Source organism: Cobetia sp. QF-1 (assembly GCF_002213105.1).
Taxonomy (GTDB): domain Bacteria; phylum Pseudomonadota; class Gammaproteobacteria; order Pseudomonadales; family Halomonadaceae; genus Cobetia; species Cobetia crustatorum.
The window spans coordinates 222459-239073 of sequence record NZ_NBVS01000004.1 but is presented as its reverse complement, the minus strand read 5'-3'; the positions used below and the strand labels follow the sequence as shown (position 1 = coordinate 239073).

At 53.8% G+C, this 16615-nt stretch carries 11 protein-coding genes; 6 read left to right on the top strand and 5 right to left on the bottom strand.

All coding sequences use genetic code 11. The features are described 5' to 3' along the window. Positions 1-6 precede the first annotated feature (6 nt). On the bottom strand, positions 7-2199 hold the full coding sequence (locus CFN46_RS09555; protein WP_088743361.1) for a TonB-dependent siderophore receptor: 2193 nt from the start codon (positions 2197-2199) through the stop codon (positions 7-9). Positions 2200-2541: 342 nt separating this feature from the next. Here CFN46_RS09555 and CFN46_RS09550 point away from each other — a divergent pair, with 342 nt between their 5' ends. The 5 genes from CFN46_RS09550 to arfA all read left to right on the top strand — a co-directional run bounded on the left by CFN46_RS09550 (position 2542) and on the right by arfA (position 9464). After that, a complete protein-coding gene (locus CFN46_RS09550) occupies positions 2542-3789 on the top strand; it encodes a histidinol-phosphate transaminase (RefSeq protein WP_254918448.1) in 1248 nt (415 codons plus the stop codon). Between the two features lie 461 nt (positions 3790-4250). Then, positions 4251-5633, top strand: coding sequence for a glutamate decarboxylase (locus tag CFN46_RS09545; RefSeq protein WP_088743360.1), 1383 nt, complete (start codon positions 4251-4253; stop codon positions 5631-5633). A 133-nt stretch (positions 5634-5766) separates the two neighbouring features. Further along, complete coding sequence (locus CFN46_RS09540) at positions 5767-7539, top strand: aspartate:alanine exchanger family transporter (protein ID WP_246116532.1); 1773 nt, start codon at positions 5767-5769, stop codon at positions 7537-7539. A 238-nt stretch (positions 7540-7777) separates the two neighbouring features. Further along, the gene (locus CFN46_RS09535; protein WP_088743358.1) at positions 7778-9025 is read left to right on the top strand and encodes a glutamate carboxypeptidase; all 1248 of its coding nucleotides are present in this window, start codon (positions 7778-7780) and stop codon (positions 9023-9025) included. Between the two features lie 235 nt (positions 9026-9260). Then, entirely contained in the window at positions 9261-9464 is a 204-nt protein-coding gene (gene arfA, locus CFN46_RS09530; protein ID WP_024952257.1) for an alternative ribosome rescue factor ArfA, read from the top strand. An 86-nt stretch (positions 9465-9550) separates the two neighbouring features. Here arfA and CFN46_RS09525 read toward each other — a convergent pair whose 3' ends face one another. From CFN46_RS09525 to CFN46_RS09510, 4 genes are all read right to left on the bottom strand, one after another. Then, entirely contained in the window at positions 9551-10954 is a 1404-nt protein-coding gene (locus tag CFN46_RS09525; protein ID WP_088743357.1) for an NAD(P)-binding domain-containing protein, read from the bottom strand. A 366-nt stretch (positions 10955-11320) separates the two neighbouring features. Next, positions 11321-11689: a hypothetical protein gene (locus tag CFN46_RS17435; RefSeq protein ID WP_141103651.1), complete on the bottom strand. Its 369-nt coding sequence runs from the start codon at positions 11687-11689 to the stop codon at positions 11321-11323. 387 nt (positions 11690-12076) lie between these two features. After that, complete coding sequence (locus CFN46_RS09515; RefSeq protein WP_254918466.1) at positions 12077-13318, bottom strand: NADH:flavin oxidoreductase/NADH oxidase family protein; 1242 nt, start codon at positions 13316-13318, stop codon at positions 12077-12079. A 204-nt stretch (positions 13319-13522) separates the two neighbouring features. Further along, positions 13523-14611, bottom strand: a complete 1089-nt coding sequence (locus tag CFN46_RS09510; RefSeq protein WP_088743355.1) for a CNNM domain-containing protein — start codon at positions 14609-14611, stop codon at positions 13523-13525. A gap of 415 nt (positions 14612-15026) precedes the next feature. Between CFN46_RS09510 and CFN46_RS09505 the strand changes: the two genes are divergently transcribed. After that, entirely contained in the window at positions 15027-16562 is a 1536-nt protein-coding gene (locus CFN46_RS09505; protein ID WP_246116531.1) for an NAD(P)/FAD-dependent oxidoreductase, read from the top strand. Positions 16563-16615 lie beyond the last annotated feature (53 nt).

The following is a 16615-nucleotide window of genomic DNA, read 5'->3' as shown; positions in this document are numbered from 1 at the left end:
CTGTCCTCAGAAGTCGTAGGTCATGCTCAGCAGGGCACTGCGCGGCGCACCATAGAGGTACTGGCTGTAGAAGCCTTGCTGGGTGTAGTACTCCTCATCGAAGAGGTTGGAGACGTTGAGCTGGGTGCTGAAGTGGTCATTGATGCGATAGCGCGCCATGGCGTTGGCCAGGAAGACATCGCCCTGACCGACCTTGTCGGTGCCGGTCGGGGTATCGGCGTCACGATAGGTGTCGCCCTGCCAGGTGCCGCCGGCGCCCAGGGTCAGGCGTGACCAGTCACCGGGCAGCTGCCAGGTGGCGTAGGCCTTGGCCTGCTGGCGTGGATAGCTGGTATTGAGCTGGGTGCCATCGGAATCCTCGGCATCCACCAGCGCGTAGCTGGCGGAGAGGTTGATGCCCGGGGCGACTTCACCGGCCACTTCCAGCTCGAACCCTTCCACCACCGCGCCGTCGGATTCGGTGTAGGCCTGATCGGTGGTGCCCGCGACATAGACGCCGGGGATCTCGACGGCCAGATTGTCCTGCTCGCTGCGGAAGACGGCGAAGGATACGTCAGCGCGATCATTGAACAGCTCGGCTTTCAGGCCCGCTTCATAGCTGGTGCCTTCCAGCGGATCGAGCAGGGCGCCATCGGGGGCGCGTTCACTCTGGGTGTTGAAGATCTGCGTGTAGCTCGTGTAGGCGGTGAGGTTGTCGGTGATGTCGACGATCAGGCCGGCATAGGGCGTGAACTCGTCGTTGTATTCGTAGCTGCGCTCACCGCGGTAGTCCTGGTCGATCTCCCAATCCGTCAGGCGGGCACCGAGGATCAGATGCACGGGGTCTGCCAGCGAGAAACGCGTGACGGCGTAGAAGCCTTCCTGCTTGGTCTCGGTGTCATCGCTCAGGCCCCACTCGCCCCATTCGGGCTCGGCCAGTGCCGGGTCGTCACGATCGGTGAAGCTGCCCAGCGCCGGCACGCTGCTCGCCGGGGTGCGACTCCAGATCTCGTACTCTTCCTTCAGCTGCATATAGCCGAAGCCCAGCTGATGCTCGCGTCCGAACAGCTCGAAGGGACCTTCGGCGCTCAGGTTGAGGTTCTTCTGGGTCCGGTCTCCGCGGTAGTCCAGCAGATAGGAGCTGGTGGGCACCTGGCGGTTGGTGTCGTAGTAGAGGATGCCGTTGTCACGGTCGACGTAACCGCCACGGTAGTTGTAGGTCAGCCCGTAATTGGCGTCGCCGTGGCTGTAGGCGGCGGTCGCCTTCCAGCCATTGGCGAAGTAGTGGGTCAGGTCCGCGAAGCCACGCGTGTTCTCGGTGAAGAAGTGGGCCCACTCGGTATTGTTGGCGACTGACTGATCGAAATCGGTCCGCGAGCCGTCGGTGTAGTAGAGCGGCACGCCCAGATAGGCACCGTCCTGGTCGTAGCGCTGGTATTCGACGCCGACATTCAGTTCGGTATCCGGTGTCAGTTCCGCGGCGATCACGCCGTAGAGGGTCTCGCGGTCATTCTCCACGTCATCCATGAAGCTGTCGGAGCGGTCCTTGGCGGCCACGAAGCGCACGCCGACCTTGCCGGCGTCATCCAGCGGCGTGCTGACATCCACCACACCACGGCGGCGGTCCCAGCTGCCCACGGCACCGGTCACGCTGGCGGCGGCTTCCTCCAGCGGCTTCTTGCGCACGAAGTTGACGGTGGCGGAGGGGTCGCCCACCCCGGTCATCAGGCCGGTGGCCCCGCGAATCACCTCGACGCGGTCATAGATGGCGGTGTCCCACTCGGCGTCACCGAAGGGCCAGAAGCTGCTGGTGTTGCTCTGCTGACCATCGAACTGGAAATTGCGGATCGAGTAGCCACGCGACTGGAAGTTGGTGCGCGTGCCATCGAGACGATTGGAGGACACCCCCGGCAGGCGGTTGACGGCTTCTGTAGTGCTGGTGAGCGCCTCATCGTCCATCTGCTGGCGGGTCAGGAAGCTGATCGACTGCGGTGTCTCGCGCGGTGACAGCGTCAGGCCATTGGCGCGGGTGCTGGCGCCGACCGTGTAGTCACGGGTCAACTCGGTGGTGGAGGTCTGCGCTTCACCGACGATGGTCATGGCTTGCAGCTCACGCGTCTCGTCAGCCGACACCAGGCTGGGAGATGCAGCGCTAGCCAGCGCGATGGCGAGGGTCAGTCGTGACAGCGGCAGTGCAGATGGCGCGGATGGATGTGACACGTTGGCGTTCCCTGAGTACTTTTATAAGAATGATTATTATTGCTTTTTGGGAGTGGCTTTAGCTTTGCGAAATGACAAGTCAGTTTTTCGAGATGCCAGGAATAGGCAGAGGAGGGGAACTTTCGATAGACGAAGGGTTGTCCTGCTATCAGCAGAAGTCTGTCTGCCAGGCAAGAGGCTATATGCGGATTGTCGGGTTACGTCAGACGAGACGGTAATCAGTTGTGTGTCTGACGAAAGTCTTATAAGTTGAATTTGATTATTTAGAATATACAAATACAACAGCGACAGTCAGATTTCTCGCCATGATGGCAAGGACTGAAGCATAAGCAAGGACAGAAAATGACCCAGTTTGCAGAAAAAGATGTGTCCGAAAAAAGCGCGTTAGAAGTCATGGGTCAAGAGACGACACATGCGCCGATATCTCGCTCACGGCGTGGCTTCCTGGGTATGAGTGGTGCGGCAATTGCAGGCGCTGCTCTTGGTCAATTCATGCCGGGTATTCCCAAGGCTTTTGCGAGAGAATCGACGTCAGAGGCGACAGTACTAACTCCCTCTTCTCAGTCTCCGGTACGACTCAATTACAATGAGAATGCCTTGGGAATGGCACCCTCTGCTCAGCGCGCGGCTTCTTCCTCTATCGCACACTCCAATCGTTACCCCTTCGCGCACCTTGGTAAATTGCAGTCACTGGTGGCAGAGCATCACAAGGTAAGCGGAGACAGTATTCTCTTCACCCCGGGGTCATCTGACGCGATTCGCGCGAGCATCCTTGCCCACGCAACACCTGAGACGCAGTTGGTCATTCCTGAGCTAACTTACGGCGATGGTGCGCTCTATGCAGGGTTTTATGATCTCGTCATCCATAAGGTGCCTTCCTCGCGCGAGGATTGGTCTTTCAAGCTGGAAGACATGCAACAGGCGGTGAGAAATCACGCTGGCCCGTCGATTGTCTATCTAGTGAATCCCAATAATCCGACCTCAACCATCGTTTCAAGTGATGCGCTGGAAGCGTGGGTCAAGAATAGCCGTACGGACACGCTATTCATCATTGATGAGGCCTATGGCGAATTCGTCAATGATGAGACGTATCGCTCTGCGGATCGCTTGATTGTGAATGGCGCTGGCAATGTGCTGGTGCTCAAGACCTTCTCCAAGATTCACGCGATGGCAGGGTTACGTGTTGGTTATGCTGTGGGAAGTGCAGAGCGTCTCGAACGCGTGTCGCATTACGTCGAGGAAGACTCGATGACGCTGTCTTATCCCGGCGTCATGGCAGCCACCGCCTCGATGCAGTCGCCGGATTTTCTGGCACACAGCAAGCACAGCAATGATGAGTCGCGGGCTATCTATACTGCCGCACTGGATGATTTGGGCTGGAATTATCTTCCGGGACAGACCAATTTCGTCTTCCACCGTATCTCCAAACCGCTCAAGGAATTTCAGGCGAGCATGAAGGCGCATCATATTCTCATCGGGCGTGCCTTCCCGCCGGCTGATGGCTGGTGCCGCATGTCATTGGGTACGCCGGAAGAGATGCGCTATGTGGTGGCAGTGCTGCGTGAAATGAAAGCGAAAGGTGCGGTATAAAAGAGAGTGTAGATATACGAATAACGTGCTTTTTAATGTCAAACGCCCGCTATTGCGGGCGTTTTCGATAGTCGCGACTGATGGTTCTGATAGTGCCAATATTTCTATCCTGGCATCATCTTCCCTTCTTTCAAGAATATTCCTCTACGGTTCTTGATCCAACGCAAGCTGTTAGCAATATCTCTTTAAACGCTACATAAATATCCATCTTTATTTGGCACTACATGTTAATGTGATTGGCATCCAGGAATGCTCGAATTGAAGACTGTGATTGGCTATTTTCTCATGGAAAAGGTCGGTCGCAGAGGCTGTCGTGTGCCGTGCTGAAAAAGAATGACAGGTCCAGCGTCTTCTGCGTTGTCATGGCCGCCTCCCTGCCGATGCCCGAGTGATCGATGGTGAGAGTATCAGTCACTGCTTTTTGTTGTTTACGCACGTACATTCCAAGAGGAAGTATAAGAATGCCTATTCACCATATTAATGCAGATGATCAATCTAGCCTTCGGGACATCTATGCGACGGATGCGTCCAATAGAAGCCTGCCAAAATACCGGATACCCGAGAATCGGACCGAGCCCCACGCGGCGTACTCCTTCATCCGTGATGAGCTCTTGTTGGACGGTAATGCTCGCCAGAATCTCGCGACGTTCTGTACCACCTGGATAGATGATGAAGTGAAGCAGTTGATGACGGATTCCATCGACAAGAACATGATCGACAAGGATGAGTACCCGCAAACTGCTGAGCTTGAAAATCGTTGCGTGCATATTCTGGCGGACCTGTGGCATGCGCCGAAATCATGGCAAACGATAGGGTGCTCCACCACGGGCTCAAGTGAAGCGGCCATGCTGGGTGGCCTGGCATTCAAGTGGAAGTGGCGCAAGAAGCGTGAAGCAGAGGGCAAAGATGTCAGCCAGCCGAATATTGTCACCGGGCCTGTGCAGATCTGCTGGAAGAAATTTGCGCGCTATTTCGATGTTGAAATCAGAGAAGTCCCCCTCGAAGGTGATGCACTCGGGTTAAAGCCAGGAGATCTCAGAAAGTATTGTGATGAGAATACGATTGGTGTCGTGGCGACGCTCGGCGTGACCTTCACGGGTATCTATGAGCCCGTCGCAGCGCTAGCTCATGAGCTGGACGCCATGCAACGAGATCTTGGTCTGGATATTCCTATTCATGTCGATGCGGCTTCTGGCGGTTTTATTGCCCCCTTCATCCAACGTGATCTCGTCTGGGATTTCCAGCTGGATCGCGTACGTTCCATCAATGCGTCAGGTCACAAATACGGATTGGCTCCGCTTGGGGTGGGCTGGATAATCTGGTCATCCAAGGAAGACCTGCCGGAAGAGCTTATTTTCAATGTTGATTACCTTGGCGGTAATATGCCGACCTTTGCACTTAATTTCTCCCGACCTGGTGGCGAGATAATTGCGCAGTATTACAACTTCTTGCGTCTTGGCCGAGATGGTTTTGCCGCCATTCAGCAAGCCTGTTCTGATACGGCGCAATGGTTAGGCAAGGAATTGGCAAAAATAGGGCCTTTCGAGATGGTCTATGACGGTCATGGTGGCTTGCCTGCTGTCGCCTACAAGCTGACCGAGGGTGACCATGGCTATACGCTTTACGATCTTTCCGAGCGTGTGAGAATGCGTGGTTGGCAGATTGCTTCTTATCCATTGCCTTCAAATCGCCAGGAAGTCGTTGTGCAGCGCATTCTGATACGCCATGGCGTAAGTCGTGATCTGGCACATTTATTACTGGATGATATAAAGCGTGGCATCGAACATCTGACACAGAACCCCATTCCGAACTCAAGCGCCAAACCGGGGTTCCATCACGGGTAAGCATGGAAAATTACACGACGAATCTATTCCTGCGATGGTTCGTCTTGTTTTTCATCCCTTGTTTTTCATCCCTTGTTTTTTTGCTACTGGGCCAGCGATGGCCCAGTACCGCAAGATGTTTGAGGAGAGGCGCGTGATAGGTCAGATATTCGACAGAATAGAGCCTGTAGTGGAAACAGGCGCGCACGGTTTCTTTCAGTTGCTACACCACCAGCCAATCGCCTTTGTGCTTCTTGCGCTTGCACTCGGTGCATTGATTGGCAAGTTGAATATCAAAGGTATCTCGCTGGGTTCTACCGCAGGCACTTTGCTGGTAGGCATCATCATCTCGATGTCGGCTGAAGCCATCTATGGGATTACCTATTCAATCCCCGGGATATTGTCATCCTTTATGCTCTTGCTGTTCATGTACGCGCTTGGACTGAAAGTCGGCCCTCAGTTTTTCTCTGGGCTCCGCAAAGGCGGTTTGGCGTTCATGGGGATCGGCATCATCGTGTGGGTGTTGAACTGGGTGATTTGCTACTTTGGTGCCATGTTGGTCGGTTTGGCCCCAGGGTATGCGACAGGGCTTATTTCGGGAAGCTACACGATTACTGCAATTCTTGGTGTTGGCCAAGGGGCATTGTCCAGTGGTGCCTATGTCCCTCCCGTCGGGATGACGATCGAAGAGGTTGGCGCCAACATGGCAGCAGCGTATGCCATCAGCTATGTGCTATCGAGTATCGGTATCATCCTGTTGATCCGCTACCTGCCACGCATGTTTGGTCGTGATGCGAAAGCCGATGCCATCATTGCCGAGGCTGAATACAGTGGTGGGGCTCAGCATCCGGTGCCGGGAGCACCACACGCCTTGACGATGGGATTTTCGCCCTATGATCTGCGTGCTTTTGTCGTGACCCATGACAAATTCGACGGACGCACGCTATCGCAATTGGCCCATGATTTTCCGAAGGTCCCCATCTTGCGTGTCGTGCGCGATGGCGCAATCCTCGACCTTGAGAACGATCCCGTCATTACCAGAAATGACATTGTGACAGTGCGTGCCAATGTCCATGACTTGATTCTGGAAGAGGATGAGTTGATAGGGCCGGAGTCAGATAGTTCGCTTGCACGCAATGTCATGCTGGAGGTGGCAGATATCCACGTGACCTCCCGAGCGATCACCGGCAAGACCTTCGAAGAGCTTGCGCGCCATGGAACGGCGGGTGTCGAGGTTCAAGCGCTGTTCAGAGCGGGGAATGAGCTACCGGTAGGTCCGGCGAGCACAATGCTAGTCGGTGACGTGCTTCGTGTGACAGGGCCGGATATCGCCCTGAAAGCGGCGGCAAGACACATTGGCGGTCACGCCATTCTGCCCACACTGAAATCTGAAGTACTGTATCTGGCGCTCGCCATGTTGGTGGGGTATCTGGTCGGTATTGTCACCGTACATATCTCTGGCATTCCTTTCTCTCTTGGTACGTCAGCGGGATGTATTCTGGCTGGTGTGGGGGTGAGTTACTTCCGCAGTCGCAATCCCGAGTTTGGCGGTCCGGTACACGAAGGAGCGCGTAGCTTTCTGCAGGATTTCGGGCTCAACGCCTTTGTGGCAGTGCTGTCCGCGAATGTTGGACCCAAGGTCATTTCTGCCTTGGGTGGTGACACCATCCTCTGGTTGGCGCTGATCGGGACGGTGGGTGCACTATTGCCGCCATTCATTGCCTTTTGGGTGGGAATCAAATTCTTTGGACTCAACTCCATCATTGCAGATGGCGCCACAACGGGCGGCCGCAACAGTACACCTGGCTTGAACGCCATCATCGAAGAATCAGGAAGCTCTATCGCTGCCGTGCCTTATCCCGTGAGTTACGCACTCACCACGGTACTGGCGTTGATCGGGGGTTACTTCTCGATGATTCTCACCTAGCGGTGATTGATGGCGCAGTGACGTGGGGTTTCCAGCGACTCGAAGAGTTCGGATGCGTGTCTGAGAGATGTTTTTTATCAGTGCTTTATATGAAGACAATGTTGGCAGTAGCACAGCCTTGGGAAACCGTCCGTTCATCCATGAGTGATGATCCATCGAGCTGATATGCCTGTTTGCGTTTTACTAGCGCTGAGCTTACCTTCAGTGTCGCTTATATAATAAAAAACCGGAGATATGAATGAGATTCTCGATTCTCGCCATGGGGCTGTCATGCGCCATGGGTAGCGTGAGCGCGCAGGCTGCCTCACATCAGGATGTCCAGAAGGCTGTGGAACAACAACAACAGCCTTTGCTACAAACCTTGGAAACGTTGGTCAATGTTGATTCAGGCACAGGGTACAGTACGGGTCTGAGTGATGTTGAGGCACTGCTGACCAAGCATCTCAAGGCGCTTGGTGCAGAAGTGGAGACGTATCCTGCCAAGACTTATGGGGGCAATACCCTCGTTGGCCGGCTACAAGGTGATGGTGACCGCAATATCATGTTGATGATCCATTACGACACCGTCTTTAACGAAGGTGCAGCCAAGCAACGGCCTTTCCATATTGAAGATGGGCGAGCGTATGGCCCGGGAGTAGGAGATGCCAAGGGCGGTGTAGCCGTGATTCTGCATAGTCTTGAAGCGCTCAAGTCTCTTGATTTTGATGACTATGGTCAGGTCACGGTGGTGTTCAACCCAGACGAGGAGAAAGGCTCGCCCGGGTCACATGACCTGATTCACAAGTTATCTGCGGATCAGGATGCTGTGCTGGTGTTCGAACCCACCTTTGCCGATGAAGGTGTGGATGCCGTCACTGTTGTCACCAAAGGCATCAATTACGCCTTCCTCGAGGTGAAAGGTCGTGCATCGCATGCCGGTGGAGCGCCCGAAAAAGGCCGCAATGCCATCATGGAGTTGTCTCACCAATTGCTGCAGCTGGATGAGCTTGGTGATCCAGACAAGAAGACGACGCTCAACTGGACGGTTGTTGAAGGTGGCACCAAGCGCAATATCATCCCCGAGCATGCTACGGCAGAAGGGGATATGCGCTATTTCGATAGCGGCGAGTACGAGCGCGTTCTGAATGAGGCTCAGAAGATTACCGAGCACCAGCGGGTTGAGGGTACCGAGGTAGAATTCCGTCTTGAAAAAGGCCGTCCACCACTTCCTGCAAACCCTGAAAGTCAGATGCTTGCTGAGCAAGCTCAGAAGATTTACCAGGAGCTCGGCCTGAATCTTCAGGCAGTTGAGATCGGCGGGGGGACTGATGCAGCCTATGCCTACCACGCGGATGCCGATGGCCCCGCGGTGCTGGAGTCTTTAGGCCTTGTGGGTGGGCGTTATCACAGCGATGAAGAGTTTGTGCTGACGGATAGCGTGGTGCCGCGCCTGTATCTGACGACCCGAATGATCATGGAGCTCTCTCACGAAGCATCTAGGGACTGAGTCTTTAAGCATCGTCATGCTGCTTCTCTGTGAGTGAGAGTGAGAGCGAAAGCGCCCCTGCCTTCCAATGGCAGGGGCGCTTTTAGTAACAAGAGCAGTAGAGGGTAGTAAAGAGTAAGTAATAGAGGGCGTTGCATTTGCGCCTGCGAAGGATATAGTCACAGCGTTCATTCCTTGGGTATTTTCTGAACCGCAGGGATGAGGCGTACAGGATTTTTTCAGGAGATACCGACAGATGACACACAAGCGCAAGGTGCAAGACAACGCTCTCAAGGCGGCATTGCGAACTCCGATGTTCAAGCAACGCATCGTCAAGGCTCGCAAAGGGAAAGGCAGTTATCAGCGTGGTGGCAAGCAGAGCAATCGGCAGGGTAGCGGAGAAAACAGAGAGGCTCCTTCAGTCAGCGTGACGCGTATCGTGGTAATGCGCGCTGCTTGAAGAAGCCTTTTTGATCCATTATCTGGTTCAACACACGAACGCCGTCGGGGCAGCCCGGCGGCGTTCGTGTGTCTTCCTTGCAAGTATCAGACATCGACCAAGGTGGCTTCCTCTGTCTTGGCCGCAGCATTATTTACGGGCGTGTGCTGTGGTTGCGCCAGATAGGTTTCCAGCGAATCATCCATCGCCTCAAGCCACGGCGTGTGATGCTTGGGGGCCAGTGTGCCGGTCATCAGTGAGCGATACGAGTAGTCACGGAAGGTCATGATGTTCTCGTGCTTATGATGCTCCCACTCGAGGAAGGTGCGGTTGACGCCATCGATATCGAAACTCGGATAATCGGTCTCACCAATCAATGATTTCACGTAATCCCCCTGGAAGAGGATCATCGACTCATCGTCATCAAGCGCTTCCTCGCGGGCACGCCATGCCAGGCTATCCGCCTGCATTTCATCTACTGAGGGCAGGGCGATGCCATCGAGAATCACGTCACGTACCCACCAGGCCTGCGCATCGAACATGTTGAAGGTGTACCACTGGTCCTGCATGCCGAGATAGAACAGACGTGGGTTCTCTTCCCACACCACACCCTTGTAGAGGCCCAGCGGCCACATGCGGTTGTCTGTCTTGAGACACAGGGAGTCGTCGAGGAACGGGAAGTGATGCAGATAACCGGTGCACAGGATTATGGCGTCGATGTACTTGCTACTACCATCCTTGAAGTAGGTGGTATCGTTCTCGACCTTCAACAGCAGTGGCTTTTCTTCCCAGTTATCCGGCCAGGCAAAGCCCATCGGAGCGGTGCGATAGCTGGTGGTGATACTGCGCGCACCGTACTTGTAGCATTGCGAGCCGATATCTTCGGCGGAATAGCTGCTGCCAATCAGCAGGAGATCCTTGTCTTTGAATTCCAGAGCGTCACGGAAGTCGTGTGCATGGAGAATGCGGCCATTGAACTCCGAGAATCCAGCGAATTCCGGTACGTTGGGGGTCGAGAAGTGCCCAGATGCCACGATGACGTGATCGAATATTTCGCTGGTGACTTCGTCGCGAGCCTGATCGTGAACACTGACCGTGAATAGCTGCGTCACGTCATTGAAGGTGACCTGACGCACCGGGCAGCCAAAGCGGATGTACTTGCGGACACCGGCCTTCTCGACGCGCCCCTTGATGTAATCGAAGATGACGGCACGTGGCGGATAGGATGCGATGGGCCGATCGAAATGTTCTTCAAAGGAATAGTCGGCGAATTCGAGACATTCCTTGGGACCATTCGACCACAGGTAGCGGTACATGCTGCCGTGGACAGGCTCACCATGGGCATCCAATCCTGTCCGCCAGCTGTAGTTCCATAGGCCGCCCCAGTCATCCTGTTTTTCAAAACAGACCATCTCGGGGATGTCGATACCCTTGTCAGCGGCAGATTGAAAGGCGCGAAGCTGTGCCAGGCCACTGGGCCCTGCGCCGATGATCGCAATGCGTTTTGTCATGGGTATGTTGTCCTGTTGATAAAAATTTAATCAAGAATATTTATAGAATTCGATAAGCAATATATCTGCTAGTGGTTCCTTGCGTTAGGTGGTGATAATTGGGTTTAAGAGTGTAAATTAGACTATCAATAAGCATCTTTTCTAGTCGTTATCAAACAACTAAAATATTCACGAAATTGATCTCGTGAAAGATTGATTTGTCAACCAAGTATGGGGGTTGATATCCAAGTTAGCGTATCATCGCAGAAAAAGGTAACTATCTCAAATTATCATAAAATGTAATTCAATTATCATCAGTAAAAACAGTGCATTTATTTGGAATTTTCATCAGTGAGGGTTTGTCATTGTAGATGTCTCTATACCAAGTCATAGAGAGGGTTCTATTGTTCTATGTAGATTTAATCCATGTAAATCCTCAGTAATGGCTGCGGGAAGCACTAGCGTATCTGCGTTTTTTGCAAAATCGATGAAGTGCGGGTTGGTACCATTCTGATCGGCAGAGATAGCGATGGTGCCTTCTGACGTCTCAATGCGATAGGCGAGATTAGGGACATCACCATGAGGAATTCCCATCGCAGTGATGTTAAGTCCATCCTTTTCATAGACGGTCTGTGGATGAGTGCTTTTATAATCGACATCCTCCATATCTACCTTGAGATTGATGCCATCATTACCACTGAATATACCTGCAAGATAACTATAGACACCCCCATTGGCGCCAAACATTCGCTGCATAAATTGTGTCAGGCTAGGAAAGTAGTGATTGCCTTGGGGACCGCTGATGGTTATTTCCTTCATATTTCAGAAGGGTAGGGTTGAGCCAAGGGAATAGACGCAAGATGGTGGCAAGAGAATGTGTATCGTGGAAAGGAGGGGCACCAGCTAATGGATATCATCTTCGGTAACCTTGACCGTGAGTCGCCAAGATTTTGCCGGCACATGGTCAAGAAGCTTCTCGAGAGAAAGGAGGACACTCTGAACAGCCTCTGAGACGTCGCGAGTGGGTATGACGACGTCTCAGAGATAAAGTCTTCGGGCTAGCTTAGATATGCGTGCCTAGCAGTTGAAACATGCGTTAGGGAATGCCATCACGCAAGGCATCGACCCCGTTGTAGCTACGCGTCAGCCAATAGCCTCATCCCTGAAAACGAAGTGCGCCCGCCATGTTTCGGCACGTGCTGCATCACGTGCTTCATACTCGGCAAGGACTTCGTCCAGTTCGCCGAGAGACTCATGCTCTCTATCCTCGCCCAGTTGCGTCAGGCGCAGGGTATACCAGGCCGTTACGCTCCCTTCGGGAGGAGAAACAAAGCGTGGCAATTCAGGCTCTACACCTTCTCCGGCTTGCCAGTGGTGAGGTAGCGCCGGATCAAGTGCCAGCGATCGGGCGAGCCCCACGATATCGACCGCCCCCTCATTCACCGCGGCCTGTGCCTGGGCTAGGGTCTTGAAGCCGCCGGTCGCCATCAGTGGCAGGGAAGTCACTTCGCGGGCGCGCTTGGCGAATTCGACAAAGTAGGGACCGGAAGCACTGGCATCCGAGGCGGAACGTGCACCGGGGAAGTAGGTGCCGCCGCTGATATCGATCAGGTCGATGGGTGTGCGTTCCAGTGCGGCGATGACGTGCAGCGCTTCGCTTTCCTCGAAGCCGCCTTCTAGTTGGTCGGTGGCGTTGAGCTTCACGGCCACGACGAAATCTGTACCCACAGCCTCACGTACTGCTGCAATGGTTTCGAGGAGCAGGCGCATACGATTCTCAAGGCTGCCGCCGTAATCATCCTTGCGCTGATTGAAGAGTGGCGAGAGAAACTGACTGAGCAGGAAGCCATGCGCGGCATGCACCTGGACGCCACCAAAGCCGGTATCCCGTGCCAGGCGCGCAGTGCGTGCAAAGATACCCGGGAGTGCCTTGATATCCTCCAGACTCAGTGCTTGGCAACTCAGCCCCGGCACGTCGAGTGCGCTCGGTCCGTGCGGGATGCTGGTGGGGGGGTAAGCCATCGCGCCGGCATGCCCAAGTTGTAGCCACAGGCCAGTGTTATGTTGGCTTCCCTGCACGGCAAGCGCCTTGAAGTGTTCAAGGTTAGATGCGTCATTGAGCACCAGATTGCCCGGTTTCTCTGCGTGATGATGGTCCGGCTGTACTTCGCCAATCAGCGATGCCGCCGCGCCGCCTTCGGCCCAGCGCTCATAGAGGCGCATCTGGGCATCTGTCGGGTGGCCGGTGCCATCGCCGAGTGAATCCGACATGGCTGCTTTGATGATGCGGTTTTTCAGCACCTGCCCGCAGCGGAGTGTGAGAGGCGAAAAAAGTCGCTCCTCTGTCGAGCGAGTCGCAGTATCTTGCGAGAGGGGCTTGGTGATCATCAGTGAGCCTTTGCGTGTAATAGGGGAGCAGATATCATTTTGCCATGCTGATAGAGCGCTGATAATCCGTCATCGCGTGGTGTGTGCCGCGGCACGCTATCGGTCGAGTATTTCTCGCCCAACCCAACACGCCGCTGGAGTGTCTCCGGCGGCGTGTTGATCAGCAATGCAGGGTGTGGCAACAGAGATAAGCCTTATCGCTTACTTCAGTACGTCACCCTCAGTCGACGTCTTTCCGCTGTCGGCAGATGCCCCTTTCTGTTCTGACGCCTTTTCCTCATCTGCGCCGATCCGCTTGATCCAGCGCTGCCGTGCAAAGCGACGCAAGTTGGCCACGTTATCCGTCTCGTCGATGATGTCTTCGCCGAGAATAGTTTCCATCACGTCTTCCAGCGTGATGACCCCCAGCCAGTTGCCGAGGTTGTCGTAAACCACGCACAGGTGCTGACGCTCACGCTGCATGCGACCGAAGGCGTGCTCGACGTTATCATCCGCGTGAATCTCGCTGATCGGGCGCATCAGCTCCTTGAGCTGAGTGTCGGGGTCAGCCTGATGCGCGTCAGCACGGTGAATCATGCCTAACGCGCGCTCATCATCTGTCATGACCGGATAGCGACTGAAAGGCCACTTGGCCAGCTGATCATTGAATTCTGCCACCGTCATCTCTGGGCTGACCGTCTGACATACTGGGCGTGGCGTCAGCACATCACGCACTTTCATCTCGTGAAGGTTGAGGATGTTGGTGATGACGCGTTGCTCGTCACTTTCCAGTGCTTTCTTTTCCAGTCCCAACTGCGCCAATGCCTTGATTTCTCCGCGTAGGTCAATGTCATGGGCATGCTTGCCGATGCGTGAGGTAATCATTTCCGACAACCATATCAGTGGCCTCAACCCCAGCACCATCGCGTTGAGTACGCGGGGTAGCATGGGGGAGAGCTGACGCCAGTAAGTGGCACCGATGGTCTTGGGAATGATTTCGGAGGCGACCAGAATCAGCAGTGTCATTACCGCTGATGCCACACCGACCCAGGCTTCGCCAAAGATGACCGAGACCTGAGCACCAACACCGGTAGCACCGACGGTGTGTGCAATAGTATTAAGAGTGAGGATGGCCGCCAGTGGTTTGTCGATGTTGTCCTTGAGCTTGGCGAGGGCAGCATACCGCTTGGGATGCTCGTCCCTCAGGCTTGCGACATAGCTGGGGGAGAGTGATAGCAGCGCTGCTTCAAGCACGGAGCAGATGAACGAGATGCCAATGGCGATGGTAGCAAACAGGATCAGCAGAAACATGCAATGCGCTCCTTGGATAGATAAGCCTCCATTAGCGACAGATGACACATTGCTGTCAAATGGCTGGCGTTGATCTCAAGAGGCTTGTCTTATCATCACGAATACGGTCTTTGCCAGTGTGCTGCCTCATGCACCGGGTGTCCCACTGGCAGTGATGCAATATTTTCCAGCAGCAGGCGCTGAAGATGCGAGGGGGAAGCGCAAGCAAGTGCCCCTCACTGTGGTACCTGTGAGGTCCGGCAGGGCCAATAAAGCAAGTTTCTGGCAGCTTTAGATTTCTCTCTTGAAATGCCCTATTATCCACCTCCCGGCTCATCATGGCCTCATTCTTTCAAGACTCCCATTTTCTATGATTAGACTTACGAATATTCAGCTACCTCTAGATCATAACGATAACGCGTTAGAACGCGTTATCTTGTCTACTTTAGATATTAAATCTGATCAGCTTGTGAGTTTTTCTATTTTCCGCCGCGGCTATGATGCTAGAAAAAAAGCGCGTATTCTTCTGACCTATACATTGGACATAGAAGCTTTAAATGAACAAGAATTATTGGCTCGCTTTGCCAATAATTCGCAAATCAAAGCCACTCCCGATCTGGAATATCATCCGGTCACTCAAGCGCCAGCCACATTGACTGATCGACCAATTATCATCGGTTTTGGTCCTTGCGGCTTATTAGCTGGCCTGCTGCTCGCCCAAATGGGCTATAAACCTATTATTCTAGAACGTGGTAAAGAAGTGCGCGAGAGAACCAAGGACACCTTTGGCTTCTGGCGCAAGAAGATATTGAACACGGAGTCCAATGTTCAATTTGGAGAAGGTGGGGCGGGTACATTCTCGGATGGCAAACTTTATAGCCAAGTCAAAGACCCGAAGCAATACAGCCGAAAGGTACTCAATGAGTTCGTTGCTGCAGGAGCGCCAGACGAAATTCTCTTCGTCAGCAAGCCTCATATCGGCACATTCAAGCTGGTTGCGATGGTAGAGAAAATGCGCGCTCAGATTGTCGAATTAGGGGGCGAGATTCGATTCAGTGCACGGGTTGATGATCTCCATATCGAAAACAATCAAGTCACTGGCGTAACGCTTGCGGATGGTGAGCGCCTTGACTCCAGGCACATCGCATTGGCGATTGGCCATAGTGCGCGCGATACCTTTGAAATGTTGCATGCCAAAGGGGTATATATCGAAGCAAAGCCTTTCTCCATTGGCTTCAGAATCGAACACGAACAAAGTGCCATTGATAAAGCACGTTTTGGCCCGAATGCTGGTAATGAAATACTGGGTGCTGCTGATTACAAGCTGGTACATCACTGCAAGAACGGTCGTTCTGTGTATAGCTTCTGCATGTGCCCGGGGGGCACGGTGGTGGCGGCTACTTCAGAAGAGAACCGTGTCGTGACCAATGGCATGAGCCAGTATTCACGTAACGAGCGCAACGCAAACAGTGCTGTGGTGGTGGGTATCAACCCATCTGATTATCCCGGCGGTCCTTTGGCAGGGATTGAGTTACAACGACAATTGGAAAGCCATGCCTTCGTGATGGGCGGCAGTAACTATGATGCGCCAGCACAAACAGTCGGGGCTTTCTTGAGGAATGAAACGCCTGAGGCGCTAGGCTCTGTCGTCCCTTCGTTCAAGCCAGGCATCAAGCTGACCAACCTTGCAGATGCGTTGCCAGATTTCTGTATCGAGGCGATCCGTGAGGCTATCCCGGCATTCAATAAAAAGATCAAGGGTTTCGCTTTTGAAGATGCGTTGTTGACGGGAGTGGAAACACGGACCTCTGCGCCGATAAGTATCAAGCGTGACCAAAGCCTTCAGAGTATCAATACCAAAGGTTTGTATCCGGCAGGGGAAGGGGCTGGCTACGCTGGGGGGATTATGTCAGCTGCGATAGACGGTATCAAAATTGCTGAAGCGATGGCATTGAGCATCAATCAAGAATAAATGAGATAGGTAGCCATCATAGATGCCAGAGACGCAATGTCTCTGGCATTTTA

Bases quoted from the DNA above. Each gene is read 5' to 3' on its own strand.
- CFN46_RS09525 (WP_088743357.1), bottom strand. From the start codon at position 10,954: ATGACAAAACGCATTGCGATCATCGGCGCAGGGCCCAGTGGCCTGGCA.
- CFN46_RS09545 (WP_088743360.1), top strand. From the start codon at position 4,251: ATGCCTATTCACCATATTAATGCAGATGATCAATCTAGCCTTCGGGAC.
- arfA (WP_024952257.1), top strand. From the start codon at position 9,261: ATGACACACAAGCGCAAGGTGCAAGACAACGCTCTCAAGGCGGCATTG.
- CFN46_RS09550 (WP_254918448.1), top strand. From the start codon at position 2,542: ATGACCCAGTTTGCAGAAAAAGATGTGTCCGAAAAAAGCGCGTTAGAA.
- CFN46_RS09535 (WP_088743358.1), top strand. From the start codon at position 7,778: ATGAGATTCTCGATTCTCGCCATGGGGCTGTCATGCGCCATGGGTAGC.
- CFN46_RS09510 (WP_088743355.1), bottom strand. From the start codon at position 14,611: ATGTTTCTGCTGATCCTGTTTGCTACCATCGCCATTGGCATCTCGTTC.
- CFN46_RS17435 (WP_141103651.1), bottom strand. From the start codon at position 11,689: ATGCAGCGAATGTTTGGCGCCAATGGGGGTGTCTATAGTTATCTTGCA.